This window comes from Streptomyces sp. CC53 (assembly GCF_001865245.1).
GTDB lineage: Bacteria > Actinomycetota > Actinomycetes > Streptomycetales > Streptomycetaceae > Streptomyces.
In genome coordinates this window covers 1-23,990 of the sequence record NZ_MKXB01000107.1, presented here as the reverse complement: position 1 = coordinate 23,990, position 23,990 = coordinate 1, and the positions used below count along the sequence as shown (strand labels likewise).

The following is a 23,990-nucleotide window of genomic DNA, read 5'->3' as shown; positions in this document are numbered from 1 at the left end:
CCGCCGTGCTGCTCGAAGTCCGCGACCTGCACGTGGAGTTCCACACCCGCGACGGCGTCGCCAGGGCCGTGAACGGCGTCAGCTACGCCGTCGACGAGGGCGAGACCCTCGCCGTCCTCGGCGAGTCCGGCTCCGGGAAGTCCGTCACCGCCCAGGCCGTCATGGGCATCCTCGACATGCCGCCCGGCCGGATCACCCGCGGCGAGATCCTCTTCCAGGGCCGCGACCTGCTCCAGGCCAAGGAGGACGAGCGGCGCAAGGTCCGCGGCGCCGGCATGGCGATGATCTTCCAGGACGCGCTGTCCGCGCTGAACCCCGTGCTGACCGTGGGTGACCAGCTGGGGGAGATGTACGTCGTCCACCGGGGCATGTCGAAGAAGGACGCCCGGGAGAAGGCCGTCGAGCTCATGGACCGCGTCCGCATCCCCGCCGCACGCGAACGCGTCGGGCAGTACCCGCACCAGTTCAGCGGCGGCATGCGCCAACGCATCATGATCGCCATGGCGATGGCCCTGGAGCCCGACCTGATCATCGCCGACGAGCCCACCACCGCCCTCGACGTGACCGTCCAGGCCCAGGTCATGGAGCTGCTCGCCGAGCTCCAGCGCGAGCTGCGCATGGGCCTCATCCTCATCACCCACGACCTCGGCGTCGTCGCCGACGTCGCCGACCGCATCGCCGTCATGTACGCCGGCCGGATCGTCGAGACCGCCCCCGTCCACGACATCTACAAGGCGCCCGCCCACCCCTACACGCAGGGCCTGCTGGACTCCATCCCGCGCCTCGACCAGAAGGGCCGCGAGCTGTACGCCATCAAGGGCCTGCCGCCCAACCTGATGGCCATCCCGCCCGGCTGCGCCTTCCACCCCCGCTGCCCGCGCGCCCGCGACGTCTGCCGCACCGACGTCCCGCCCCTGTACGAGGTGTCGGAGACCCGCAGCAGCGCCTGCCACTTCTGGCGCGAGACGCTCGACAAGGAGCCCGTCGATGGCCGCCGCTGACGCCCGCGAACCCCTCCTCGAAGTACGGGACCTGGTCAAGCACTACCCGCTCACCCGCGGCGTGCTGTTCAAGAAGCACATCGGCGCAGTGAAGGCGGTCGACGGCGTCTCCTTCGACCTGTACAAGGGCGAGACCCTCGGCATCGTCGGGGAGTCCGGCTGCGGCAAGTCCACCGTCGCCCGCATGCTGGTGAACCTGGAACGCCCCACCTCCGGGCACATCCGCTACCAGGGCGAGGACATCACCCGGCTGTCCGGCCGCGCCCTGAAGGCGGTGCGCCGCGACATCCAGATGGTGTTCCAGGACCCGTACACCTCGCTCAACCCGCGCATGACCGTCGGCGACATCATCGGCGAGCCGTACGAGATCCACCCCGAGGTCGCGCCGAAGGGCGACCGCCGCCGCAAGGTGCAGGAGCTGCTGGAGGTCGTCGGCCTCAGTCCCGAGCACGTCAACCGCTACCCGCACCAGTTCTCCGGAGGCCAGCGCCAGCGCATCGGCATCGCCCGCGGCCTCGCCCTGCGGCCCCGGATCATCGTCGCCGACGAGCCGGTCTCCGCCCTCGACGTGTCCGTGCAGGCCCAGGTCGTGAACCTGCTGGAAGGCCTCCAGGCGGAGTTCGGCCTGTCGTACGTCTTCATCGCCCACGACCTGTCGATCGTCCGGCACATCTCCGACCGCGTCGGCGTCATGTACCTCGGCCGCATCGTGGAGACCGGCACCGACGCCGAGATCTACGAGCACCCCACGCACCCCTACACCCAGGCCCTGCTGTCCGCCGTGCCGGTGCCCGACCCGGAGGCGCGCGAGCACCGGGAGCGGATCCTCCTCGCCGGAGACGTGCCGTCCCCGGCGAATCCGCCGTCCGGCTGCCGCTTCCGCACCCGCTGCTGGAAGGCGCGCGAGCGGTGCGCCCTGGAGCTGCCGCCGCTCGACGTGCCGCCGTGGTTCCGGGACGCCGACACCGGTGCCCGGCACGCCTCGGCCTGCCACTACGCCGAGGAGAAGCACGTGGTGCCGGAGGCCGGTTGACCGGCGGCCGCCCCGAGGGCCACCGGGGGCGGCCCGTGTTAACAGCGGTGACACCCCGCCGACTCCGTTCCGATATACGGACACGGGAGTCTGTACTGCGTACGGCCGTGCGGGTGCCGTGGACCGGCCGGGGCGTTGCCATGTCGCCCCGGCCGGTCGCCATGTGGACACCATCACATACAGATTCGGCCAACTTCCCGTGTGGGGGCTCGTGACGCGCGCAGACCTGTTCCGTGCCGCGGTCCCGCCCTTCCGTCCTCCGCCACGGCCGCCCAACTGCCCTGTGAGCCCCCGCAGGACGGGATCCGGCCGCGCAACCGTCCGACCTGCGGACGCGCCTGCGGCAGGCTGCCCCGGCGGACCTCTCGGGCATGGATTCCAGCCACCTGGGACCGGGTGGAGAGCGTCGGCGCAGTCGCGATCATGTGACCGAAACCGGCGTTGTGCGCCCCCAGTGCTGCCGTGCACCGGACACGGAGCGGCATCGCAAAGTTATGATCCGTAGCGCAAGGTGGGTAGGAAGTTCCCGGCACGTGCACGCTGCCCGTTCCCGACCGAACGTCTCTGGAGGTGAACCGCCGTGGCACTGGAGATTTCGGCGGTGGTGCTGCTGGCGATCATCGTCTTCTTGCTGATCAAGAAATCGGGCCTGAAGGCCGGTCACGCGGTGGTCTGCGCGCTGCTCGGCTTCTACATCGCCAGCTCGTCCATCGCGCCCACCGTCAGCCAGCTGACCACGAGCGTGGCGAGCATGATCGGCAACCTCAAGTTCTGAGCGGCCCCGCACCCGGACCGCCGGGCGGTCACCGGGCTTCCGGGGCACACGGGCGGGAGGACTCGTAGGGTGTCCGTATGACGGATCTGCCAGCCCGTCGTCTCCTCCTGGTGCACGCGCACCCCGACGACGAGTCCATCAACAACGGCGCCACCATGGCCAAGTACGCGGCCGAGGGCGCCCAGGTCACCCTGGTGACCTGCACCCGGGGCGAGGAGGGCGAGGTCATCCCGCCCGCCCTCGCCCACCTGGCACCGGACCGGGAGGACCGGCTCGGCCCGTACCGCGTCGGCGAACTCGCCGCGGCCATGAAGGAGCTGGGCGTCACCGACCACCGCTTCCTCGGCGGCCCCGGCCGGTTCCGCGACTCCGGCATGATGGGCGCCCCGCAGAACCGCCGCCCCGGTGCCTTCTGGAACACCTGCGTGACGGACGAACCCGGGCCGCACCTCGTCGAGGTGATCCGCGAGGTCCGCCCCCAGGTGCTGGTGACGTACGACCCGAACGGCGGGTACGGCCACCCCGACCACATCCCGGCCCCCCGGGTCGCCATGTGGGCCGCCGACGCGGCCGCCGACCCGGACTACCGGCCCGACCTGGGTGCCGCCCACACCATCGACAAGATCTACTGGAACCGCGTCCCCCGCTCGGTCGCCGAGGACGGCTTCGCGGCCCTGCGCGCCGCCACCGACGTGACGTTCCCGGGCACCGCGGCCATCGAGGACATCCCGGGCGTCGTCGACGACACGCACGTCACCGCGTGCATCGACGGTGCGGCGTACGTCGACCGCAAGACGGCGGCCATGCGGGCACACGCCACGCAGGTCGCCGTGCAGGGGGCGTTCTTCGCCCTCTCGAACGACCTGGGGCAGCCCATCTTCGCCGACGAGTACTACGAGCTGGCCCGCGGCACCTCCGGTGCTCCGGAAGGCGAGCGCGAGACCGACCTGTTCGCCGGGGTGACGGCCCCGTGAAGGCGCTCCTCCACGCCGGGCTGGCCCTGCTGGGCGTGCTGGTCGCGACCGCGGGTGCCCTCGTCCAGGGCGGTTGGTTCCCGGGTGGCCTGCTGCTGGCCCTCACCGCGACCACGGCCCTGTTCTACGGCGGGCTGCGCGCCGCCGGCGGCCAGGCGGGCGTCATCAGCACCGGGGCGGGCTGGCTGGTCGCCGTCGTCCTGCTGAGCCTGGGCCGTGGCGAGGGGGACAAGTTGTTCTGGGGCGGTCTCGCCGACCTCGTGTACCTGCTGGGCGGCATGGCCCTGGCTGTGATGTGCGCCACTCTGGGGATGTTCCCCCAACAACCGCGTCCGGTCCGCCCACTTGACAAGTGAGCGGGAGAACTTGCTGCATCGGGCACCCTGATGTCCCCCGGGCCGGGGAGGGCGCGCCGACGGCGGCCAGTATGGTGGTGCGTCGCCGCCGGACGCCCGCGGGTGTGAGAGCGGGCGGCGGAGCCAACCGGGAGAGCCTGCTTTGACTCGTGACACTGACACTTCGCCCTCGGGGCCCCAGGGAAGCGGTGGAGCCGCCTACCCCTCGGGCACGCAGCCGTACGGATCCGGCCACCCGTCAGAGGAGGCGCCGGAGGGCTCCGGCGCCACCGCGGCCGAGCCGGAGCAGCCGAAGACCGAGACGACGCTGACGACGCGGATCCGGATCAACATCCCCGGGTCGCGGCCGATCCCGCCGGTCGTGGTCCGCAAGCCGGTCGGCGACGGCGACAAGCCGGCGGCCAGGACCGACGCGGACGAAGACGGCGAGCACCCGCAGCCCGGCCCCCCGGCCGCGGGCCCCGCTGCCCGCGAACCGCAGCCCGAGAGCCCCGCCGAGCGCACGGGCGCGACGCCGCGGCCACAGGCCGAGGAGCCCGCGCCGCAACCCCGCGAGAAGGCGACCAGCGACTGGTTCGCGCCGCGCAAGCCCCCGCCGGCCCCGCCGCAGTCGGGCGGCCCCGGAGGCCCCGCCGACCAGGCCGCCCCGGCCGGCCCGACGCCCGCCGGGGGCGCTTACCCGGCCGGCGGCGTGCAGGAGCCCGCCCCCTACGGCGCCGCCGCCGCGCAGGCCGGCGGGTTCGGTGGCGCCCGCGACGCCGACCCGTACGGCGGCGGCCCGCGGACCGGCGACCTCCCTCAGGCCGAGGACGCCCAGGGACAGCGGGCGGCCGCGCCGGGCATGCCGTACTTCTCCGACGGTCCCGACACCCCGTCGGGCCCGACCACCGGCCCCGCCCTGGGCACGACCCCCGTGCCGCCCGTCGACCCGACCCCCGACCCGCTGGGCGCAGGCCCGCTGGGTCCCGACCCCTATGGTGCAGGGCCCCTCGGCGCGGGCCCCCTCGGCTCGGCGGCCCCGGTGGGCGACCCGCTGGCGGGGCCCCCGCACCCGGGGGACGACACGGCGCTCCTCGCCCCGCAGGACCCGCGCCCCGGGCCGCCGCCGCAGGTGTCCGGCGACACCCTGACGACCGGCATCCCGGTGATCCCGCAGGAGCCGCAGGCGCGCCCCGGCGCGCCGTTCCCCCTGTCCGGGCCCGCACAGGTGACGCAGGACCAGCAGCACCATCAGGGCCCGCCGTCCGGCCTCGGCGCCTACCCGCCCGCCCTGGACGAGCCCGCCCCGCCGGCGCCCCGGCCGACGCCCGTCCCGGAGACCCGGGCCCCGCAGACACCGTCGGCCGCGCCCAGGAAGAAGGGCCGGTCCAAACTGGTCGTCGCCGCCGCGGGCCTCTTCGGCCTGGTCGGCGTCGCCTACGGCGCGGGCCTGCTGCTCAACCACTCGGACGTGCCCAAGGGCACCGTGGTCCTCGGCGTGGACATCGGCGGCGGCACCAAGGAAGAGGCCGTTCAGAAGCTCGACGCCGCCCTCGGCCCGCGTGCGACCCGCCCGCTGGAGATCAGTGTCAGCGGCGAGCAGCAGAGCCTCGCCCCCGACAAGGCGGGCCTGACCCTGGACACCCAGGCCACCGTCCGCGGCGCCGCGGGCAGCGACTACAACCCGGTGTCCGTGATCGGCTCGCTGTTCGGCCAGGAGCGCGTGGCCCAGCCGGTCATCCCGGTCGACGAGGAGAAGCTCGCCGTCGCCCTGCGCGACCTCGCGGGGGGCGCCGGCACCGTGGTGGAGGGCACCATCACCTTCGAACCCGGCAAGGTCACCGCCGTACCGGGCAAGCCGGGCAAGGCCCTGGACGTCCAGCGGTCCATGATCTCCGTACGGGACGCCTACCGCGCCCAGGTCGAGACCGGCCGGACGAACACGGTCGAACTTCCGGTCGCGTCCCAGGAGCCGACGATCACCCAGGCGGAACTGGACCGGGCGATGAAGGAGTTCGCCAAGCCCGCCATGTCCGACCTGATCACCATCAGGGCAGGCGGCAAGCAGATCCAGTTCGGCCCGCAGCGCTCCCTGCCGCAGATCCTGTCGATGAAGCCCATCGACGGCCGCCTGGTGGAGGTGTACGACAAGAAGGCGATCGACCGCCTCCTGGACGGCGTCTTCGACGGCATCGAGATCACCAAGGGCGACGGCGAGAAGCACCAGCTCTCCGCCGACGACGTCGCCAGCGCCATGCAGAAGGCGCTCCTCGGCAAGACGCCCGCGGAGCGCACGGTCACCATCGAACTCGACCCGCAGGGCTGACGCGGGCGGCAGAGCGACCGGCGACGGACACCGATGGGCACGCCCGAAGGGCGTGCCCATCGGTGCTTCTGGTCATGCTGTGATCTGCGGCCACCGTCTCATCGTCAGTCCGCACAACTCACGATGATCAACGGTGGCCGCACCGGACCCCGCCGGCGGGATCACGATCCGCAGATGCCGCACTCGGACTGTGCGGAGTACTAGCGAGTGAACGGCCCGTTCGCTCCCTCGTCCCTCAGCACCTGCCTCAGCGTCTCAGCGAACTCCTTGGGCTGCCCGAGGAAGCCGCCGTGGTCACCGGGGAACTCGACCGGCGCTGTGCCGAGCAGTTCGGCCAGTGCCGTGGAGGTCGGGTACGTGAGAAGGCCGGCCGAGGCGGCGCCGACGCCGACGACGAGACGGGTCGGTCCGCCCGTCAGCGCGGGGATGTCGGGCACGTAGCGGGTGGTGCCCCGCAGCTCATGGGCGAAGAAGCGGGCGCTGTTGGCCAGGTCCTGCTCCGAGGGCTCCCCCGGCGGCGGAGTGGGGGCACCGTCCGCGCCGTCACCGACGTCGAATCCGGCGTTGGCCATGAACTTCACCCACGCCGCCCCTACCCCTTCCCGGTGGAAGGTCTCGATGATGTCGTCGGTTGCGGCGCGCTGCTCAGCGACATCGGGGAGCAGCTCCAGCAGGGGAGGCTCATGCGCGACAAGCGTGCGTACCCGCCCAGGATGCCGCGCGGCCAACGCGAGCCCTGTCACTGCGCCACCGCTGCTGCCGAACACATCCGCTGACTCGGCTCCGAGGGCGTCCAGGAGAGCGGCAACGTCATCCGCCCGCAGTTCGGGCGTGGAGTCCTGCTCAGGGTCGTCGAGGACGCTGCCCGAGATGCCCCGCGGGTCGTGAGTGACGACGGTGTGGTCGCTCGCGAGCGCATCAGCCAGCGGTGCGAACTCCTGCGCGGCCATCGGCGCTCCCATGACAAGCAACAGCGGTCCCGCGCCGCGGACTTCGTAGTACAGGCGTGCGCCCGGGACGGTGAGGGTGCGGTGGGTGGTCATGGCGGTCGTCCTTCCCTGGGTGGTCGTCCGCGGTCGCGGGGACGGAAGGAGGACTCCCGCCGTCGGGGAAACTCATCGCCCGCTCGCTCACCCCCCTTGATCACCGCACCGGCTCGACGCCTCGCCGACAGACCAGAACCACTATCGATCTGCGGCAGCCGTGGTCGCCCGCAGATGGAGGACGGCGTGGGCCCTGTGCCTGGTCCGGTTCGTCCTGCTCGTGGTCGTCTGTGCCCGGGTGGCCGGCTCACTCTGAAGCTGTGGGGCGCGGCCCCCCGGCGAAGCCGCACCCTTCCTGCCGCCTGTCACGCGACCACGGGAGCGTTCGGCTCACCAGCGGCCGCCGTACTGCTTGCGCTTGGTGTCCAGCCAGAACTGGATCTCGGCCGCCTCCGCCGTCCTGGCGGCGCGCAGATCCCGCACGTGGACGCTGGCGACGAAGTGCACGAACCGCACGCGCCGCCAGTCGCCCGCCCCGCCGAGGTCGTCGACGCCGAGCACCTTGCCGGGCCCGTAGACGTCGGTACCGGTGTGGGCGACGTACGCGCCGGGCGGGAAGGGGATGTCCATGATCTGCGGCCTTTCGCTCTGTGTGGTGAACCGCTTACAGGGTGGCGCGGCTGTCGCTACGCTCGGAAGGGGGTCGCCTGTGGCGACGCGGTTGGAGCGCGAGGGAGCTGCGCATGGCCATCGAGGACACACCGGAAGCGCGTGAGCGGTACGGGGAGGAACTCAGGAGGCTCCGTGAGCTCGCGGGGCTCACGCAGCAGGAGCTGGCCGACCGCGCGGTGATGTCGCGATCGCTGATCGCCCACTTCGAGTCGGGGCGCCGCCGCCCGTCACTGCCCGACGCGAAACGCCTTGACCAGGCACTCGGCTCGGGAGGAGTGCTCGTACGGTTCCTGCCTGCCAAGGAAACGTGGGATGTCGGCGAGCATTTCAAGGTGGCAAGGGAGCTCGAACAGCAGGCCACGGAGATTCGGGAGTTCGCCAGCGCTTTGGTGCCCGGTATGTTCCAGACTGAGGCATACATGCGAGCCGTGTTCCAGCATGCCGTGCCCGTGAAGACGGCCGAGCAGTGTGACAGCGCAGTTGTAGCGAGGCTTGAGCGTGCGCGGCTCCTCGACAATCCCCAGTCGCCCATGGTGTGGGTTCTGGAGGACGAGGCTGTGCTGCGACGTCCGGTCGGTGGTGCTGCGGTGATGGCTGAACAGCTCTGGCGTATCGTGGAGTTGGGTCAGCAGCACCGCATTCGCGCGCACGTTCTCCCTTTTCGGGTCGGAGCGCACGCGTTGGGCGAAGGGTCGCTCAAGCTGATGCGCTTCAAAGAACTGCCGCCGATCGCCTACGTGGAAGGGTGGAAGACAGGGAAGGTCTGGGAGCAGGTATCCCGAGTGGAGCAGGCCTTCGCCGCCTACGATCTTGCTCTGGGGGACGCACTGTCGCATCAAGATTCGCTGGCCCTGATGAGATCCGTAGCGGAGGGATTCGAGCATGAAGCGAAGTCGGCACATCGTCCCTGACGCATCGATGCTGCCCTTGTGGCGCAAGTCGAGCTACAGCGGTTCCAACAACGGCAGTTGCCTCGAAGTCAGCGACGTCTGGCGCAAGTCCACCTACAGCGACCCCAACGGGGGCAACTGCCTTGAAGTCGACGACTCCGCCCGCCCGGTCCGCGTCCCCGTCCGGGACAGCAAGAATCCGACCGGCCCCGCCGTCGTCTTCGGTGCCGCCGCTTGGGGGACGTTCGTCGGCGCCGTACGGCGGAACCCGCTCGGCTGAGCAGCGGTGCCCCCGCCCGGCGCCGCACGCCTCAGTTCAGGCGGGAGCGGGCCACGCGCGCCTGTGAGCGGAGGGTCTCCGCCGTGGCGGGCTCCACCACGTCCAGTACATCGGCGTACGCGTCGAGTTCCGCGGCGCCCGCCAGGAACTCGCCCCGCTGGATCAGCAGCCGGCCCTTCTCGTAGCGCAGCCGGGCCGGGTGGGCGGGCAGCAGCAGCGCCAGCTCCAGGGCCCACAGGGCGACCGCCGAGTGCTCGGGGCGGGCCGACGCCCAGGCGCGGATGTTGTTCAGGATCCGCAGGACGATGTCCAGCACGTCCGCGGGCAGCAGCACGGAAGGGTCGAGGGGCTCCCCGGTCGCACCGGCCACCAGCAGTTCCGTGTCCGCGCCCGTCAGGAGGCGCCCGCCGGCGAACGGGTCGGCCAGCACCTGCTCGGTCGGGTCCCCGAAGCCGACCACGAAGTGCCCCGGCAGCGCCACCCCGTACACCGGCGCCCCCGCCCGCCGCGCGACCTCCATCCACACCACCGAGAGCGTGATGGGCAGCCCCCGGCGGCGCAGCAGCACCTGGTGCAGCAGGGACGACTCCAGGCGGCGGTAGTCCGCGGGCGTGCCGTGGAAGCCGTGCCCGCCGCCCAGCAGCCGTTCCAGCGCCCGCGCCCAGTCCTGCGGGCTCTTCGCCCCGTAAGGGACGAGGCCGGCCAGCCGGTCCAGTTCGATCTCGGCGGCGTCCATCCGGTCCCGGCCGAAGCCCGGCTCCGCCTCCGCGCAGAGCAGCAGGCAGAGCTCGGCCAGGTCCGGCCGTTCCTCCCTGGCCTCCGCCGCGAACCGGGCCCTCCGGTCCTCGCCGTCGTCGCTGTCGTTGCGCTGCATAAGGTTCACGTACCCCGTCAGAGGCGGAAGTGGTGGTAGTGGTGGTGGACCGCGAAGCCCATCCCGGCGTACAGGGCCCGTGCCGCGTCGTTGTCCGACTCGACCTGGAGCCAGGCCGCCGACGCGCCCTCCTCCAGCGCCTTCGCCGCGAGCGCCGCCGTGACAGCCGTGGCCAGGCCCTGCCTGCGCCGCTCGGGGGCGACCTCCAGCGCCAGCAGGCCGGCCCAGCGGCCGTCCACCACGCAGCGCCCGATGGCGGCCGGGACGCCGCCCTCGCCCGGCACGGACGCGAACCACACCGACGGGCCCGCGGTCAGCACCCGCAGCACGTGCCCGCCCGGCTCGCCGACCCGGTGGTAGCGGCGCAGCCACGCGGGGCCGGGCGTGCGGGCCACCGCCACGTCGGCCGCCACCTCCACGTCCGCGAGCGGTGCCAGGGCGGCGACGCGGACCTCCGCCGTCACCTCGCGCCGCAGGCCCCGCTCGTCCAGGGCCGCGCACAGCGCCTCCTGCGTGCCCTCGGCCCCGGTCGCCACCTGGACGTACGGGGGCAGGCCCCGCTGCGCATACCAGGCCCGGACGCTTCCGAGGGCGTCGTCGAGCGGCAGGCCCGGGTCGCCGAGGGGCAGCACCGAGTTGGCCCTGCGGGTGAAGCCGTGCGCGGCGCGCAGCGTCCACTCTCCGAGTGGTTCGCTCTCCAGGGGCTGCCAGGCCCGCGCCTGGGCCCGTGCCAGCTCCGCGAACCCGGCGGCGGGGCCCCTTCGCCGGGCCGGCGCGGCGGGCACGACCTTGCCCGCGACCAGGGACGATTCCGCTATGCGGACCGTCTCCCCGGTCCGCTGTGTGATCAGCAGCACACCTCCGGTCCAGGATGTGAGAACGCCGACCGCGTCCGTGAACGTCCCCGCACCGTCGTCGGCGTTCCTCAGGCGGCGCACCGAGATGCGTTTGCCCACGTCAGAGGGCGTGATGTGGACGTCGAGCCGTCCGCCCGCAGTGAATTCCACAGCTGCCTGCGCCCCTCCTGTACGGATCCTCTCCAAGAACGGAGATACTAGGGGCGGGCATCGACGACGCCGCGCTCCCGCGCAGAGCCAGCCCTACCAAGGAGGAACGACAGCGTGACCTACGTCATCGCGCAGCCTTGTGTCGACGTGAAGGACAAGGCGTGCATCGAGGAGTGCCCCGTCGACTGCATCTACGAGGGCAGCAGGTCCTTGTACATCCACCCGGACGAATGCGTCGACTGCGGGGCCTGTGAGCCGGTCTGCCCGGTCGAGGCGATCTTCTACGAGGACGACGTGCCGGAGGAGTGGAAGGACTACTACAAGGCGAACGTCGAGTTCTTCGACGAGCTCGGCTCGCCCGGTGGCGCTTCCAAGCTCGGCCTGATCGAGCGCGACCACCCGTTCATCGCCGCCCTGCCGCCGCAGGGCTGACCGGATCGCCTGTTCATCGCCCTCGGTCCCGTACGGTCTCCCGCTGTACGGGGCCGAGGCGTTTCGCGACCGTGCGCCCGCGGCGCCGGACGGTGTCCGCCGCCGCCCGTACGAGAAAGTGAGCACCACCCGTGTCCGGAGTCTCGTCCCGCCTGCCCGTCTTCCCCTGGGACAAGCTTGAGCCGTACAAGGCGACGGCCGCCGCGCACCCCGACGGGATCGTCGACCTGTCCGTCGGCACCCCGGTGGACCCGGTGCCGGAGCTGATCCGGCGCGCCCTCGTGGACGCCGCCGACTCACCCGGCTACCCGACGGTGTGGGGCACGGCCGCCCTGCGCGACGCCATCGCCGGCTGGTGCGGGCGGCGGCTCGGCGCGCGGGACGTGGCGCACCCGAACGTGCTCCCCGTGGTCGGCTCCAAGGAACTGGTGGCCTGGTTGCCGACGCAGCTGGGGCTCGGCCCCGGCGACCGGGTGGCCTACCCTCGGCTCGCCTACCCGACGTACGAGGTGGGCGCCCGCCTCGCGCAGGCCGAGCCGGTGGTGTACGACGACCCGACCGAGCTGGACCCCGCGGGGCTGAAGCTGCTGTGGCTGAACTCGCCGTCCAACCCGACCGGGCGGGTGCTGCCGAAGGAGGACCTGGTCCGGATCGTGGCGTGGGCGCGGCGGCACGGCGTCCTGGTCGTCAGCGACGAGTGCTACCTGGAGCTGGGCTGGGAGGCCGACCCGGTCTCCGTGCTGCACCCTGACGTATGCGGCGGCTCGTACGACGGGCTCGTGGCCGTGCACTCCCTGTCGAAGCGGTCCAACCTGGCCGGCTACCGCGCCGCCTTCCTCGCGGGCGACGCGGCGGTGCTGGGGGAGCTGCTGCAGATCCGCAAGCACGGCGGCATGATGACGCCCGCCCCGGTGCAGGCGGCGACGGTCGCCGCGCTCGGCGACGACGACCACGTGCGGGAGCAGCGGGAGCGGTACGCGGCCCGCCGCGCCGTGCTGCGGTCGGCTCTGGTCGGGCACGGCTTCCGCATCGAGCACAGCGAGGCCAGCCTCTACCTGTGGGCCACGCGCGACGAGCCGTGCTGGGACACGGTGGGGTACCTCGCGGAGCGCGGCATCCTCGTGGCGCCCGGCGACTTCTACGGCACGGCGGGGGAGCGGTTCGTGCGGGTCGCGTTCACGGCGACGGATGAACGGGTCGAGGCGGCGGTCAAGCGGCTCGGCTGACCGGGGCGAGCGCGCATGCGGAAGGCCCGGGGAGGCGTGCTCCCCGGGCCTTCCGCATGGAGGGGCGGCGGGCTGTGGTGCCCGCTCAGGTCGCCCGGCTCCGGGCGTCCCGTCCGTCGCGGGCGGGCGCGCCCGGTCCGTTCAGAGCCCGCCGACCGGCATGCCGCCGAGCAGGCCGCCGCCGAGGCCGCCGCCCGGCAGCTCGGCCGGGGCGGTCTCGCCCGCGACGTCCGTGGTGGCGCCGGCGGCGTCACCCGCGGCCTCGCCGCCGCTGCGGGCGACGTCGCCGGCGGCCTTCTGGGCGGCCGGGGCGGTCTTCTTGGCGGTTCCGCCGACCTTCTCGGTCGCGGCCGGGACCGCCTTGTCGGTCACCGTGCTGCCCGCGTCACCGGCCAGGCCGGTGACGCCCTGCGAAGCGGTGCCGACCGTGTCGGTCGCCGCGGCGGTGTCGAGGGCGGTCACGCCGCCTGCGAGGTCGGTGTTCTCGGGAAGGGCCACGGCGCTCGCGGAGCCGGCCGCACCGACCACGGAGGCAGCTCCCGCTGCGGTGAGCAGCGCGGCACTGGCGATCCGGCGGGTCAGGGGGAGGGACATGATGCTCCTTCGACGAGGGAGAGTCGTGTGGGCTGTGCTGCCTGTCCGACGATCGGACGCTGTGACAACCGCTCGGAGGCCCGGGAAGGTTGCGGCGGGCCAAGGTAAAGAGTTGGCAATGCGCCGGGCGGTCCCTCGGTATTCGGCCCCGCCCAAAACCGGGCAAACAATGGGCTTTCCCGCATGCTGAGGAACCGTCACTGCCCAGCTCCCGCAGCGAATTCGCGGGCGGCGGCGGGAACGGGCGGCCCCCCGGGCGGGGGCGGCTGCGGCCCGGGCCCGGCTAGCTCTTCCAGGCGTACCGCCGGGAGGATGCCCGAATGCTGTGCGAGAGCAGCGTGATTACTCTGTGATCAGAGTCGACTACGATGCGGAAAGGGTCTGCGCGCTCACCGTGCCGTGCGCGCCGCCACCCGGATCCGCACGCGGTCCGTCTCCCCCCGCTGGTCCCCGCCCCCGGGCACCTCCCGCCAGCCGTGCGCCGGAAGCCGGGCGCTCCACACCCGCCCCGCGTACGAGACCTCCTCGATCCGCAGCGCGTCCGCCTGCGCCACCGCCCACTGGGCCAGCTCCCAGCCGCGCCGCGAACCGGCGGGCGCCACGCCGCCGCCCGCCGTGTCCTCCCGGTCCGCCGCCTCGTCCGCCGGCGAGCCGGGGACCGGGCCGACCGGCACCGTCACGACGTCGGCGCCCTCCGCGGGAGCCGAGGTCCCCGCGGACCCGCCGCCGGCCGGCGCTCCCTTGCCGTCGTCCGGGCCGTCCTCCCCGCCCGCGCCCTCCACCAGCAGGTCCGTACCGAACGAGCGCGTCAGCTCCGCGCGCACCTGCGCCGCGTCACCGGTCCGCGACCCCAGCAGCGTCGTGCACGTGAGCGACGCCCGCGAGCGGCCCGTCAGCGCCGCCGCCAGCAGCGCCGCATCGGGTTCGTGCTTCGCGTACGCCTGGGGGAACCCGCTGCGCTGCACCTTCTGTGCCGCCACCGTCAGCGGGAGCCGCGAGTAGCCCGGCACCTCCGCCAGCCGGTCGTAGAAGATGGCCGACGCGTACACCGGGTCCATGATCTGCCGCTCCGAGCCCCACCCCTGGGACGGCCGCTGCTGGAACAGGCCCAGGGAGTCCCGGTCGCCGTAGTCGATGTTGCGCAGCGCCGACTCCTGCAGCGCCGTCGCCAGCGCGATCGTCACCGCCCGCTCCGGCATCCCCTTGGTCGTGCCGACCGCGGCGATCGTCGCCGCGTTCGACGCCTGTTCGGGCGTGAACCGGTACGTGTGGCTGCCGCTGCCCACCACACAGCCCGGAGCCCCCCGGCCGCCCGTCTCGTAGCGCACCGCCACATAGCCGGCCACGGTGAGCAGCACGGCGAACCCGGCCGCGATCCGGGCACGTCGGGACGCACGGGACGCACGGGCGACCGGAGGCGGGGGCGACGCGGGAGCTGCGGTGGACTTGGACACGGCCCCACCGTACAAGGGGCCGGGATAGGCTCGGCACATGCCTGACTCCACGCCCGAAGCGCCCCCGTACACGGCTCTCGACCTGAAGCAGGACGGCCCCGCGCTGACCGCCGCACTGGTCGACTTCCCCTCCGTCAGCGGCACCGAGAAACCCCTCGCGGACGCGATCGAGCAGGCCCTGCGGACCCTCCCGCACCTCACCGTCGACCGGTACGGCAACAACGTCGTGGCCCGCACCCGCCTCGGCCGGGCCCAGCGGGTCATCCTCGCCGGCCACATCGACACGGTGCCCATCGCCGACAACGTCCCGTCCCGGCTGGACGCCGACGGCGTCCTGTGGGGCTGCGGCACCTCCGACATGAAGTCCGGCGTGGCCGTCCAGCTGCGCATCGCCGCGACCGTCCCCGAACCCAACCGCGACCTGACGTTCGTCTTCTACGACAACGAGGAGGTCGCGGCGCACCTCAACGGCCTCGGGCATGTGGCCGCCGCCCACCCCGACTGGCTCGAAGGCGACTTCGCCGTCCTCCTGGAGCCCACCGACGGCCAGGTCGAGGGCGGCTGCCAGGGCACCCTGCGCGTCCACCTCAGGATGACCGGCGAGCGCGCCCACTCCGCCCGCTCCTGGATGGGCGCCAACGCCATCCACGCCGCCGCGCCCGTGCTGGCCCGGCTCGCCGCGTACGAGCCGCGCCGCCCCCTGATCGACGGCCTGGAGTACCGCGAGGGCCTCAACGCCGTCGGCATCGAGGGCGGCGTGGCCACCAACGTGATCCCCGACGCGTGCACCGTCGTCGTGAACTACCGCTACGCCCCCGACCGCAGCAAGGAGGAGGCAGAGAAGCACGTGCGGGAGGTCTTCGCCGACTGCGGGGTCGACGAGTTCGTCGTGGACGACCACACCGGCGGCGCCCTGCCCGGCCTGTCGCACCCGGCGGCCGCCGCCTTCATGGAGGCGGTCGGCGGCACGGCCCAGCCCAAGTTCGGCTGGACCGACGTGTCCCGCTTCAGCGCCCTCGGCGTGCCCGCCGTCAACTACGGGCCCGGAGACGCGCTCTTCGCGCACAAGCGGGACGAGCACGTGGCCGTCGACCGGATCACCCACTGCGAGCGGCGGCTGTACGACTGGCTCACTGCCTGACGACCGTAATTTCGCCACGCGTCACTTTCGCCGTCCTACGCTGATCCCGGCAAACGATGTCCAGCGTAAGGGAGCGGATCATGGGTAACCCCGAGGCCGAAGGGCTGCGTGCGCTGGCGGAGCAGCGGCTGGGCCCGGTGCTCCGCCGCAGGGAGCAGGTCCAGCCGGGCACGGCGGACCAGCGCCTTCTGGACACCGCCGGCGACTCGGACTGGGTGCACACCGACCCGTGGCGGGTGATGCGCATCCAGTCCGAGTTCGTCGAGGGCTTCGGTGCCCTGGCCGAACTGCCCAGCGCCATCAGCGTCTTCGGTTCCGCCCGGACCCAGCCGGACACCCCCGAGTACGAGGCCGGCGTCAAGCTCGGCAGGGCCCTCGTGGAGGCCGGCTTCGCGGTGATCACCGGTGGCGGCCCCGGCGCGATGGAGGCCGCCAACAGAGGCGCGCGGGAGGCCAAGGGCGTCTCCGTGGGCCTCGGCATCGAGCTGCCGTTCGAGCAGGGGCTGAACCCGCACGTCGACATCGGCATCAACTTCCGCTACTTCTTCGTGCGCAAGACGATGTTCGTGAAGTACGCGCAGGGCTTCGTCGTCCTGCCGGGCGGCCTCGGCACCCTGGACGAGCTCTTCGAGGCGCTGACGCTGGTGCAGACCCGCAAGGTGACCCGCTTCCCGATCGTCCTCTTCGGCACGGAGTACTGGACGGGCCTCGTGGACTGGCTGCGCCACACGGTCATCGCGCAGGGCAAGGCCGCGGAGCGGGACCTGATGCTGTTCCACGTCACGGACGACGTGGACGAGGCCGTGGCCCTCGTCAGCAAGGAGGCCGGCCGCAACTGACGGCGCGTGCACCCGTCCGCTCTACCGGGGCGGTCCCGCGCCGAGGCCGGGTTCCGGAGCGCCGCGCCCGCCCCGGGGCCCGGCCCGAGCGTCCGACACGGGCGGCCGGGCCGGGCGCCACCAGGCGGCCGGGACGACCCCCCGGGGCGGCCGGGACGCTCAGGCCAGGCCCCGCCGGGCCACGGCGGGCTCCCGGTGGCCGGCGATGGACGCGACCATGTCGAGGACCTGACGGGTCTCCGCGACCTCGTGGACCCGGTACACCTGCGCCCCCAGCCAGGCCGACACGGCGGTCGTCGCCAGCGTCCCCACCAGCCGCTCCTTGACCGGCCGGTCCAGGGTCTCGCCGACGAAGTCCTTGTTGGACAGGGACACCAGCACGGGCCAGCCCGTCTCCACCATCTCGCCGAGCCGCCGCGTCGCCTCCAGCGAGTGCCGGGTGTTCTTGCCGAAGTCGTGCCCCGGGTCGATCAGCACCGACTCCCGCGGCACCCCCAGCGCCACCGCCCGCTCGGCGAGCCCCACCGTGACGCGCAGGATGTCCGCCACCACGTCCTCGTACGCCGTCCTGTGCGGCCGCGTCCTCGGTTCCACGCCCCCCGCGTGCGTGCACACCAGCCCCGCCCCGTACCGTGCCGCGACCTCCGCCAGCTTCGGGTCCACCCCGCCCCAGGCGTCGTTCAGCAGGTCCGCGCCGGCCTCGCACACCGCCTCGCCGACCTCGTGCCGCCAGGTGTCGACGCTGATCACCACGTCGGGGTGGCGGCGGCGCACCTCGGCCACGAAGCCGACCGTCCTGCGGGCCTCCTCCTCGGCGGTCACCTCCTCGCCCGGCCCCGCCTTCACCCCGCCGACGTCGATGACGGCCGCGCCCTCGGCGACGGCCTGCTCCACGCGCGCGAGGGCCGGCTCGTCGAGGAACGTGGCGCCCTGGTCGTAGAAGGAGTCCGGCGTCCGGTTCACGATCGCCATGATCACCGGCTCGTGCCGCCCGAATTCGCGTCGTCCCAGGCGCAGCATCCCGTATGTCCTCCTCGCGTGACGTCCCTGCGACCCTAACCGCCGCCACCACGTGGCACGATCGGGGCCGGACGTTTTCCGCTCCCGGGAGAGGCGCGCTGTGTTCTGGTTCTTGGCTGTGGCGATGGTGGTCGTGGTGGCCGCGGTGACCGTCGCGGTGATCGGCGGGGGGCGGAGCGAGCCGCTGCCCGAGGCGGCGCCGGAGCACCTCGTCGACCCGCTCCCGGCGACCCGGCCGGTGAGCCGCGCCGACGTCGAGGCGCTGCGGCTGCCGATGGCGGTCCGGGGCTACCGCATGGTGGACGTCGACGACGTGCTGGACCGGCTGGCCGCGGAACTGGCCGAGCGCGACGCCCGGATCGCGGAGTTGGAGGCGGCCCTCGCGGGCGCCCAGGCGACGGCCGTCGGCGGCGACCTGTTCGCGAAGCGGCCGCAGCAGCCGCCCGGGACCGGCGACGCGGGCGACCGGGAGGCCGACGAGCGGGGCGGCGCGCCGGCCGACGACGCGGCAGGGGAGGCCGGGGACGCCGCACGCGGGAGCGGGGACTGATGGCGGCCGGCGGAGCCGTGCCGGGACCGGACGGCGCCCTGCGCTGCCCGTGGGGCGTCTCGACGGCGGACTACCTGCCGTACCACGACGGCGAGTGGGGCCGGCCCGTCCGCGGGGACGACGCGCTCTTCGAACGGCTCTCTCTGGAGGCGTTCCAGTCCGGACTGTCGTGGATCACGATCCTGCGCCGCAGGGAGGGCTTCCGCCGGGCGTTCGCGGACTTCCGGATCGCCGTGGTGGCGGCCTACACCGACGAGGACCGGGCGCGCCTCCTGGCCGACGCCGGCATCATCCGCAACCGGGCCAAGATCGACGCGACCCTCGCCAACGCCCGGGTCCTCGCCGGATGGGCCCCCGGCGACCTGGACGCCCTCATCTGGTCGCACGCCCCCGACCCGGAGACCCGCCCCGCGCCCCGGACCTTCGACGACGTCCCGGCGATCACCGACGAGTCGACGGCGCTGTCGAAGGCGCTGAAGAAGCGCGGCCTGCGTTTCGTGGGCCCCACGACGGCGTATGCGCTGATGCAGGCCTGCGGTCTGGTCAACGACCACCTCGCCGACTGCGTGGCCCGGACGCCCGCGGACACCTGACCCCCGCGCTTCCCGACCGCGTCCCCCGCCACCGCCGGTGCAGGCGCGGGCGCGGGTGGGCCCCGGCGGTCCGGCGGGTCGGGCGCGGCCCCGGGTCGACCTCCTGCCGGTCCGCGCGGCGGCGTCGGCCCAGCGGCCGCCCGTCGCCGTGCCGGGCGGACCCACCAACCTGCGCCGGCCCACCGGCCAGGGGACCGGCAGTCGCCGAGCGGGCACCGGAAAGCCCCTGTGCCGGAGGCCGCCCGCGGGATGAGGACAGGGCCTGCGTCCGGTGGACGCGCCCTGCGCGGCCCCGCACCGGGGGCCGCCCCCGCACCGCCGGAGGAGCAACGGCCCCGCGCGCCGCCGGTCCGGGACCGGACGGAGCCCGGCTTCCGCACGCCAGCGGCTCCCGCGGGACCGGCGCCGTGCGACGGCCCGGCCACCGCGGGGGCGCGGTCAACGGCCCACGTAAGCGGGCTTCTCCTTCGCCAGGAACGCCTCCACCGCGATCCGGTGGTCCTCCGAGGTGCCCGCGCGGCTCTGGAGCTCGTCCTCCTTCTCCAGTGCCTCGACCAGGCCGCGGCCCGCGCTGTACGCCAGGGCCTCCTTCAGCCCCGCGTACGCCACCGTCGGCCCGGCCGCCAGCGTGCGGGCCACGGCCAGCGCCTCGGCCGCCAGCTCGGCGGTCGGGACCAGCTTGTTCACGATCCCCAGCTCGTCGGCCTCCTGGGCCGACACGGTCCGCGGGAAGAACAGCAGGTCGGCGGCGCGGCTCGGGCCCACGAGGCGGGGCAGCGTCCAGGACATGCCCGAGTCGGCGGCCAGGGCCACCCCCGCGAACGCCGTGTTGAAGGACGCCGTGTCCGCGACGACGCGGTAGTCCGCCGCCAGGGCGAAGCCGAAACCGGCGCCCGCCGCGACCCCGTTCACCCCCGCCACGACCGGCTTCGGCATCCCGGTGATCGCGCGCACGATGGGGTTGTAGTGCTCTCGGACGGTCCGCATCGGCTCGTCCTCGCCCAGGCTCCGCACGTGCTCCTTGAGGTCCTGCCCCACGCAGAACGCCCGCCCGGTAGCGGTGAGGAGCACCGCCCGCACGGCCGGGTCCGCAGCCGCCGCCTGAAGGCAGTCCCGCAGGGCCACCTTCGCCTCGGTGTTCAGCGCGTTCATGGCATCGGGCCGGTTGAGGGTGACGGTGGCGAGTCCGTCGCTCACCTCGTACAGCACGGTGTCGGCCATTGGCGGGTCCCTTCGCGGCTCCGGGCGTCTGGTGTCCCGCCCAGCATGGCGGAGATCATCCGGCTCCGACACGAGCCCGGGCATGTGACCTGCGTCAAAGAACGGCACTCCGGGCCAGGTGCGGCGAGGGCGCAGTATCGCAGGCGGAAAGCCCAATTGTGGGGTTTTGCGTAATCGCGTTGCCCAAGCGATGCGGCCCGATGTTGGTCATCGGGTGTCGCCATGCGGGATAATGACCTGGAAGCAATGTGTTCGAAGCCGGTACGTGCCCTTCCCGGGGCCTCCGATCGGCTTGCGATGAGCTGGTTTCAGGAAGGGGAACGAGCATGGCGGCCATGAAGCCGCGGACGGGCGACGGCCCGCTCGAGGTGACCAAGGAGGGGCGGGGCATCGTCATGCGCGTTCCGCTCGAAGGCGGCGGTCGGCTTGTCGTCGAGCTGACCCCGGACGAGGCCGAGGCCCTCGGTGACGCGCTGAAGAAGGTCGTCGGCTGACACCCGGCACCGGCACGCGCGTCGCGCTGTCTTCCGAGCGCCCTGGCGGGCTGGGGACCTCCCCGACCCGCCAGGGCGCTCGCGTGTGAAGCGGGCGGTGCCGGAAGCGGGGAAGGGGCAGGACCTCCCCGGCGGAGCCGGGTCGCGGCGGACGATCGCCGACCGGCAGCGGGTGGCGGCCCCTCGGCGGCGGCCGCGCGGGAAGCGGGCCGTCGCAGGCCCGGCGGTGGCGCGGCCCCTGGGAGGCGGACGGCCGGCGTCGCCGACGGGGAGCAGTCCGCCGCAGTGAGGCGGTCCCTCGGATGAGGCCGGTCCCGGGCGGCCCGTCGCCGGCCGGCCACGGTGAGGCGGACGGTCAGGGACGGACCGCGCAGAGCAGGCCGTCGCCGACCGGCAGCAGCGAGGCCACCAGCCCGCCGCTCTCCCGTACGGTCCGCAGCAGGTCGCGCAGCGCCAGCACCTCCGCCGGCTGGGCCGCGGAGTCCACCGTGCGCCCCTCGGCGAACACGCCCTCGAAGCACACCAGCCCGCCGGGCCGCAGCAGCCGCAACGATTCCGCGAGGTAGTCGGGGTACTCGGTACGGTCGCCGTCGCAGAACACCAGGTCGTATCCGCCGTCCGCCAGCCGCGGCAGGACCTCCAGGGCCCGGCCCGGGATGAACCGCGCCCGGTTCCCGGCGAAGCCCGCGGCGCGGAACGCCTCCCGGGCGAACTGCTGCCGCTCCGGCTCGGGGTCGACCGTCGTCAGCACCCCGTCGGGCCGCATGCCGTGCAGCAGGTGGATACCGGAGACCCCGGTACCCGTGCCGATCTCCGCCACCGCCTTGGCGTCCACCGACGCGGCGAGCATCCGCAGCGCGGCGCCCGTGCCCGGGGACACCGAGGGGAGCCCCGTCTCCCGGGCCCGCTCACGAGCCCAGAGCAGCGCTTCGTCCTCGCAGACAAAGGCGTCGGCGAACGCCCAGCTCGTCTGCCGGTTGGCGGTAATGGCCCTCTCCTGTCCCGTAGTCGGCAACCGTGACTGTAGCCGTTCGCCGTCGGGAACCCGCAGATGGGACCGAGCGTTGGGAGGGGCAGGGGGGAACGCCGTGGACAGGATCGCGGACCCGGGCGCGGACCGGGACGGAGGGCCGGACCGCACGTCCGTCCCAAATGCACGTAAAGATTCTTATCCGGAGCTAACGGGCGAGGTGGCTATGGTAGGGGCTCCACTGGACACCACCAGAGCCGACAGGGGAGGTGCGGCTGCGCCTGTGGATCGGGGAGGAGTGTCGCGGTTGCGGCGCTTTCTCAGGTCGGCGGGTGAGCCGAAATCCGTGACCGACATCGCTGACAGCCACGCCGCCGACGACACCGCAGCCACCACGGCGACCTTCGCATCGGATGCGGAATCGCAGGCGTGGGCTCCGCCCTCCTGGGAGGAGATCGTCAGTACGCACAGCGGCCGCGTCTACCGACTCGCCTACCGTCTGACGGGCAACCAGCACGACGCCGAGGACCTCACACAGGAGGTCTTCGTCCGGGTCTTCCGCTCGCTGTCGACCTACACGCCCGGCACCTTCGAGGGCTGGCTGCACCGCATCACCACGAACCTGTTCCTCGACATGGTCCGGCGCAAGCAGCGCATCCGCTTCGACGCCCTCGGTGACGACGCGGCGGAGCGGCTGCCGAGCCGCGAGCCGTCCCCGCAGCAGGTGTTCCACGACACCCACTTCGACGCGGACGTGCAGCAGGCGCTGGACACCCTCGCCCCCGAGTTCCGCGCGGCCGTGGTGCTGTGCGACATCGAGGGACTGTCGTACGAGGAGATCGCCGCGACGCTCGGCGTGAAGCTCGGCACCGTCCGCAGCCGCATCCACCGCGGCCGCTCGCATCTGCGCAAGGCCCTGAAGCACCGCTCTCCCAAGGCGCGTGCCGAGCACCACGACGCCGCCACGGAGCCCCAGTCAGGCCCGTTCGAGCACAGCCGGGGGAAGGTGTTCGTCGCCGTGGGCGGGGAGGGTGGAGCTGCGTGAGTGGCACACACCCCACCCCGGCCGAACAGCACCTCGGGGACCGGCTCGCCGCCCTCGTCGACGGCGAACTCGGCCATGACGCCCGCGAGCGGGTCCTCGCCCACCTGGCGACGTGCGCGCGCTGCAAGGCGGAGGCGGACGCCCAGCGCCGCGTGAAGAGCTACTTCGCGCAGGCGGCCCCGCCACCACCCTCGGAAGGGCTGCTGGCCCGGCTCCAGGGGCTGCCCGCCCTCGGAGACGACGGCCCCGGCGGCGGCCTCTTCGGCACGGGCACCGGCTTCGACGTCCAGCCGGGGCCCGGGCCCGACGGCGGCGCGGGGCCGGGAGCGGAGCGGATCGCAGGGGCCCGCGGCGGCTACGCAGCGGGCACCGGCGGGCTCGGCTGCCTGCCCGCGCCGGACGGCCCCGGCGCGCACGGGCCGGTCCTGCCCGGCGGCCGGTCCGGTTCCGGTTTCCGGATCCACGAGGTCGGCCGTCCCGAGGCGGAGAGGTCGCCGTGGCGCGGCCGCAGGTTCGCCTTCGCCGCCGCCAGCGCCGTGTCGTTCGCGGCGATCGCGTTGGGCGGGGCGCTGCCCGTCGCCACGACCGCGGACGCCCGCGGCGACGGCACCGGGAGCAAGGTGACGCCCCTGCGCTCGGCGTCCGGCCAGTCCTCGTCCACGGGCGCGGACGGCCAGCGCCGCCGCAGCGGCGGTGCCCTCAGCACGGCGGGCACCGGGTCCAGCCTGTCCGCGCACACCGGCGTGGCGCGGCCCTCCGAACGGTCGGGGGCGGCCCCTCCGCCCTACCTGCACGCCGCCGTGCCCCCGGCGGCCGCCGGATCGCTGCCGCCCGGGCCCGTGCCGGTCAGGCTCGACCTGTTCGCCCCGCTCGTGGGACCGCTCGGCACGGCCCCCGGGCCGTACGCCTCCGATCCGGTCCCCGCTCCCGTGGCGGGGCCGCCGCCCACGGTCGCCGCCACCACCGGGATCGCGGCCCCGCCGCCGTAGGGAAGAAGGCGCGGGGTCCGCTGCGGGCCGCCCGGGAGACCTGGTTGAATCCAGGGGCACGGGCGCCGCGGAAGGCGTGTCAGTGGCCAGTAGCGGGGAGAGCATGGACGACGGGAAGCGGACGAGCCCGAAGCCGACGTGGTGGAGCCGACCCGGCGCGCCCAAGGCGCCGGTGGCCCCGCCGCCCGTCGACGCCCCGGACACGCCCGGACCTGGCGGGCCCGTGCCCGCCACCGCCGCCGGTGGGCGTGCCGCCGCGCCCGGCCTGCCCG

At 73.6% G+C, this 23,990-nt stretch carries 26 protein-coding genes; 17 read left to right on the top strand and 9 right to left on the bottom strand.

What is annotated here, in order from left to right:
- Nucleotides 1-5: 5 nt before the first annotated feature.
- The 6 genes from BJP40_RS10610 to BJP40_RS10585 all read left to right on the top strand — a co-directional run bounded on the left by BJP40_RS10610 (nucleotide 6) and on the right by BJP40_RS10585 (nucleotide 6,444).
- Entirely contained in the window at nucleotides 6-1,001 is a 996-nt protein-coding gene (locus BJP40_RS10610) for an ABC transporter ATP-binding protein (RefSeq protein WP_071280156.1), read from the top strand.
- The gene (locus BJP40_RS10605; RefSeq protein WP_071280155.1) at nucleotides 988-2,034 is read left to right on the top strand and encodes an ABC transporter ATP-binding protein; all 1,047 of its coding nucleotides are present in this window, start codon (nucleotides 988-990) and stop codon (nucleotides 2,032-2,034) included. The genes BJP40_RS10610 and BJP40_RS10605 overlap by 14 nt, the downstream gene beginning before the upstream one ends.
- Nucleotides 2,035-2,614: 580 nt before the next feature.
- The gene (locus tag BJP40_RS10600; RefSeq protein ID WP_071266328.1) at nucleotides 2,615-2,809 is read left to right on the top strand and encodes a hypothetical protein; all 195 of its coding nucleotides are present in this window, start codon (nucleotides 2,615-2,617) and stop codon (nucleotides 2,807-2,809) included.
- Nucleotides 2,810-2,886: 77 nt separating this feature from the next.
- Nucleotides 2,887-3,783 carry an N-acetyl-1-D-myo-inositol-2-amino-2-deoxy-alpha-D-glucopyranoside deacetylase gene (gene mshB, locus BJP40_RS10595; RefSeq protein WP_071280154.1) on the top strand — a complete coding sequence of 299 codons (897 nt, stop codon included), beginning with the start codon at nucleotides 2,887-2,889 and terminating at the stop codon, nucleotides 3,781-3,783.
- Nucleotides 3,780-4,139 carry a DUF6113 family protein gene (locus BJP40_RS10590; RefSeq protein ID WP_071280153.1) on the top strand — a complete coding sequence of 120 codons (360 nt, stop codon included), beginning with the start codon at nucleotides 3,780-3,782 and terminating at the stop codon, nucleotides 4,137-4,139. Before mshB ends, BJP40_RS10590 begins: the two co-directional genes overlap by 4 nt.
- Before the next feature lie 142 nt (nucleotides 4,140-4,281).
- On the top strand, nucleotides 4,282-6,444 hold the full coding sequence (locus BJP40_RS10585; RefSeq protein WP_177204352.1) for a hypothetical protein: 2,163 nt from the start codon (nucleotides 4,282-4,284) through the stop codon (nucleotides 6,442-6,444).
- A 200-nt stretch (nucleotides 6,445-6,644) separates the two neighbouring features.
- Here BJP40_RS10585 and BJP40_RS10580 read toward each other — a convergent pair whose 3' ends face one another.
- Together BJP40_RS10580 and BJP40_RS10575 are read right to left on the bottom strand one after the other, a co-directional pair.
- The gene (locus tag BJP40_RS10580; protein ID WP_071280152.1) at nucleotides 6,645-7,487 is read right to left on the bottom strand and encodes an alpha/beta fold hydrolase; all 843 of its coding nucleotides are present in this window, start codon (nucleotides 7,485-7,487) and stop codon (nucleotides 6,645-6,647) included.
- Between the two features lie 330 nt (nucleotides 7,488-7,817).
- Nucleotides 7,818-8,057: a hypothetical protein gene (locus BJP40_RS10575; protein WP_071280151.1), complete on the bottom strand. Its 240-nt coding sequence runs from the start codon at nucleotides 8,055-8,057 to the stop codon at nucleotides 7,818-7,820.
- A 113-nt stretch (nucleotides 8,058-8,170) separates the two neighbouring features.
- On the opposite strand from BJP40_RS10575, the gene BJP40_RS10570 reads away from it, so the two are divergent.
- Nucleotides 8,171-9,010 carry a helix-turn-helix transcriptional regulator gene (locus tag BJP40_RS10570; protein WP_071280150.1) on the top strand — a complete coding sequence of 280 codons (840 nt, stop codon included), beginning with the start codon at nucleotides 8,171-8,173 and terminating at the stop codon, nucleotides 9,008-9,010.
- Nucleotides 8,982-9,269 carry a DUF397 domain-containing protein gene (locus BJP40_RS10565; protein ID WP_071280149.1) on the top strand — a complete coding sequence of 96 codons (288 nt, stop codon included), beginning with the start codon at nucleotides 8,982-8,984 and terminating at the stop codon, nucleotides 9,267-9,269. The genes BJP40_RS10570 and BJP40_RS10565 overlap by 29 nt, the downstream gene beginning before the upstream one ends.
- A 31-nt stretch (nucleotides 9,270-9,300) precedes the next feature.
- Here the strand turns inward: BJP40_RS10565 and BJP40_RS10560 are convergent, their stop codons facing one another.
- Together BJP40_RS10560 and BJP40_RS10555 are read right to left on the bottom strand one after the other, a co-directional pair.
- A complete protein-coding gene (locus BJP40_RS10560) occupies nucleotides 9,301-10,143 on the bottom strand; it encodes a transglutaminase-like domain-containing protein (RefSeq protein ID WP_071280148.1) in 843 nt (280 codons plus the stop codon).
- A gap of 17 nt (nucleotides 10,144-10,160) precedes the next feature.
- On the bottom strand, nucleotides 10,161-11,150 hold the full coding sequence (locus BJP40_RS10555) for an N-acetyltransferase (protein WP_071280147.1): 990 nt from the start codon (nucleotides 11,148-11,150) through the stop codon (nucleotides 10,161-10,163).
- A 114-nt stretch (nucleotides 11,151-11,264) separates the two neighbouring features.
- On the opposite strand from BJP40_RS10555, the gene fdxA reads away from it, so the two are divergent.
- Together fdxA and dapC are read left to right on the top strand one after the other, a co-directional pair.
- Complete coding sequence (gene fdxA, locus BJP40_RS10550) at nucleotides 11,265-11,582, top strand: ferredoxin (RefSeq protein WP_071264537.1); 318 nt, start codon at nucleotides 11,265-11,267, stop codon at nucleotides 11,580-11,582.
- 131 nt (nucleotides 11,583-11,713) lie between these two features.
- On the top strand, nucleotides 11,714-12,808 hold the full coding sequence (gene dapC, locus BJP40_RS10545; protein ID WP_071280146.1) for a succinyldiaminopimelate transaminase: 1,095 nt from the start codon (nucleotides 11,714-11,716) through the stop codon (nucleotides 12,806-12,808).
- 141 nt (nucleotides 12,809-12,949) lie between these two features.
- On the opposite strand, the gene BJP40_RS10540 is transcribed toward dapC, so the two are convergent.
- The gene (locus tag BJP40_RS10540; RefSeq protein WP_071280145.1) at nucleotides 12,950-13,402 is read right to left on the bottom strand and encodes an ATP-binding protein; all 453 of its coding nucleotides are present in this window, start codon (nucleotides 13,400-13,402) and stop codon (nucleotides 12,950-12,952) included.
- Between the two features lie 389 nt (nucleotides 13,403-13,791).
- Nucleotides 13,792-14,895, bottom strand: a complete 1,104-nt coding sequence (locus tag BJP40_RS10535; RefSeq protein ID WP_071280144.1) for a hypothetical protein — start codon at nucleotides 14,893-14,895, stop codon at nucleotides 13,792-13,794.
- On the opposite strand from BJP40_RS10535, the gene dapE reads away from it, so the two are divergent.
- A complete protein-coding gene (dapE, locus tag BJP40_RS10530) occupies nucleotides 14,894-15,997 on the top strand; it encodes a succinyl-diaminopimelate desuccinylase (protein WP_071280143.1) in 1,104 nt (367 codons plus the stop codon). The genes BJP40_RS10535 and dapE overlap by 2 nt on opposite strands.
- Nucleotides 15,998-16,077: 80 nt before the next feature.
- Entirely contained in the window at nucleotides 16,078-16,836 is a 759-nt protein-coding gene (locus tag BJP40_RS10525) for a TIGR00730 family Rossman fold protein (protein WP_071264531.1), read from the top strand.
- 159 nt (nucleotides 16,837-16,995) lie between these two features.
- Here BJP40_RS10525 and folP read toward each other — a convergent pair whose 3' ends face one another.
- Nucleotides 16,996-17,856, bottom strand: coding sequence for a dihydropteroate synthase (gene folP, locus BJP40_RS10520; protein WP_071264529.1), 861 nt, complete (start codon nucleotides 17,854-17,856; stop codon nucleotides 16,996-16,998).
- Between the two features lie 100 nt (nucleotides 17,857-17,956).
- Between folP and BJP40_RS10515 the strand changes: the two genes are divergently transcribed.
- Both BJP40_RS10515 and BJP40_RS10510 read left to right on the top strand, forming a co-directional pair.
- On the top strand, nucleotides 17,957-18,406 hold the full coding sequence (locus BJP40_RS10515) for a DivIVA domain-containing protein (protein ID WP_071280142.1): 450 nt from the start codon (nucleotides 17,957-17,959) through the stop codon (nucleotides 18,404-18,406).
- Nucleotides 18,406-18,999: a DNA-3-methyladenine glycosylase I gene (locus tag BJP40_RS10510; RefSeq protein ID WP_071280141.1), complete on the top strand. Its 594-nt coding sequence runs from the start codon at nucleotides 18,406-18,408 to the stop codon at nucleotides 18,997-18,999. The genes BJP40_RS10515 and BJP40_RS10510 overlap by 1 nt, the downstream gene beginning before the upstream one ends.
- Nucleotides 19,000-19,437: 438 nt before the next feature.
- Here the strand turns inward: BJP40_RS10510 and BJP40_RS10505 are convergent, their stop codons facing one another.
- A complete protein-coding gene (locus BJP40_RS10505; RefSeq protein WP_071280140.1) occupies nucleotides 19,438-20,220 on the bottom strand; it encodes an enoyl-CoA hydratase/isomerase family protein in 783 nt (260 codons plus the stop codon).
- A gap of 326 nt (nucleotides 20,221-20,546) precedes the next feature.
- Between BJP40_RS10505 and BJP40_RS10500 the strand changes: the two genes are divergently transcribed.
- Nucleotides 20,547-20,714 (top strand): DUF3117 domain-containing protein, encoded by a 168-nt coding sequence (locus BJP40_RS10500; RefSeq protein ID WP_009997451.1) that lies wholly within the window; start codon nucleotides 20,547-20,549, stop codon nucleotides 20,712-20,714.
- Between the two features lie 355 nt (nucleotides 20,715-21,069).
- Here the strand turns inward: BJP40_RS10500 and BJP40_RS10495 are convergent, their stop codons facing one another.
- Entirely contained in the window at nucleotides 21,070-21,729 is a 660-nt protein-coding gene (locus BJP40_RS10495; protein ID WP_079168894.1) for an O-methyltransferase, read from the bottom strand.
- A gap of 181 nt (nucleotides 21,730-21,910) precedes the next feature.
- Between BJP40_RS10495 and sigE the strand changes: the two genes are divergently transcribed.
- Together sigE and BJP40_RS10485 are read left to right on the top strand one after the other, a co-directional pair.
- The gene (gene sigE, locus BJP40_RS10490; RefSeq protein ID WP_226962466.1) at nucleotides 21,911-22,729 is read left to right on the top strand and encodes an RNA polymerase sigma factor SigE; all 819 of its coding nucleotides are present in this window, start codon (nucleotides 21,911-21,913) and stop codon (nucleotides 22,727-22,729) included.
- Entirely contained in the window at nucleotides 22,726-23,718 is a 993-nt protein-coding gene (locus BJP40_RS10485; protein WP_071280139.1) for an anti-sigma factor, read from the top strand. Before sigE ends, BJP40_RS10485 begins: the two co-directional genes overlap by 4 nt.
- Nucleotides 23,719-23,990 lie beyond the last annotated feature (272 nt).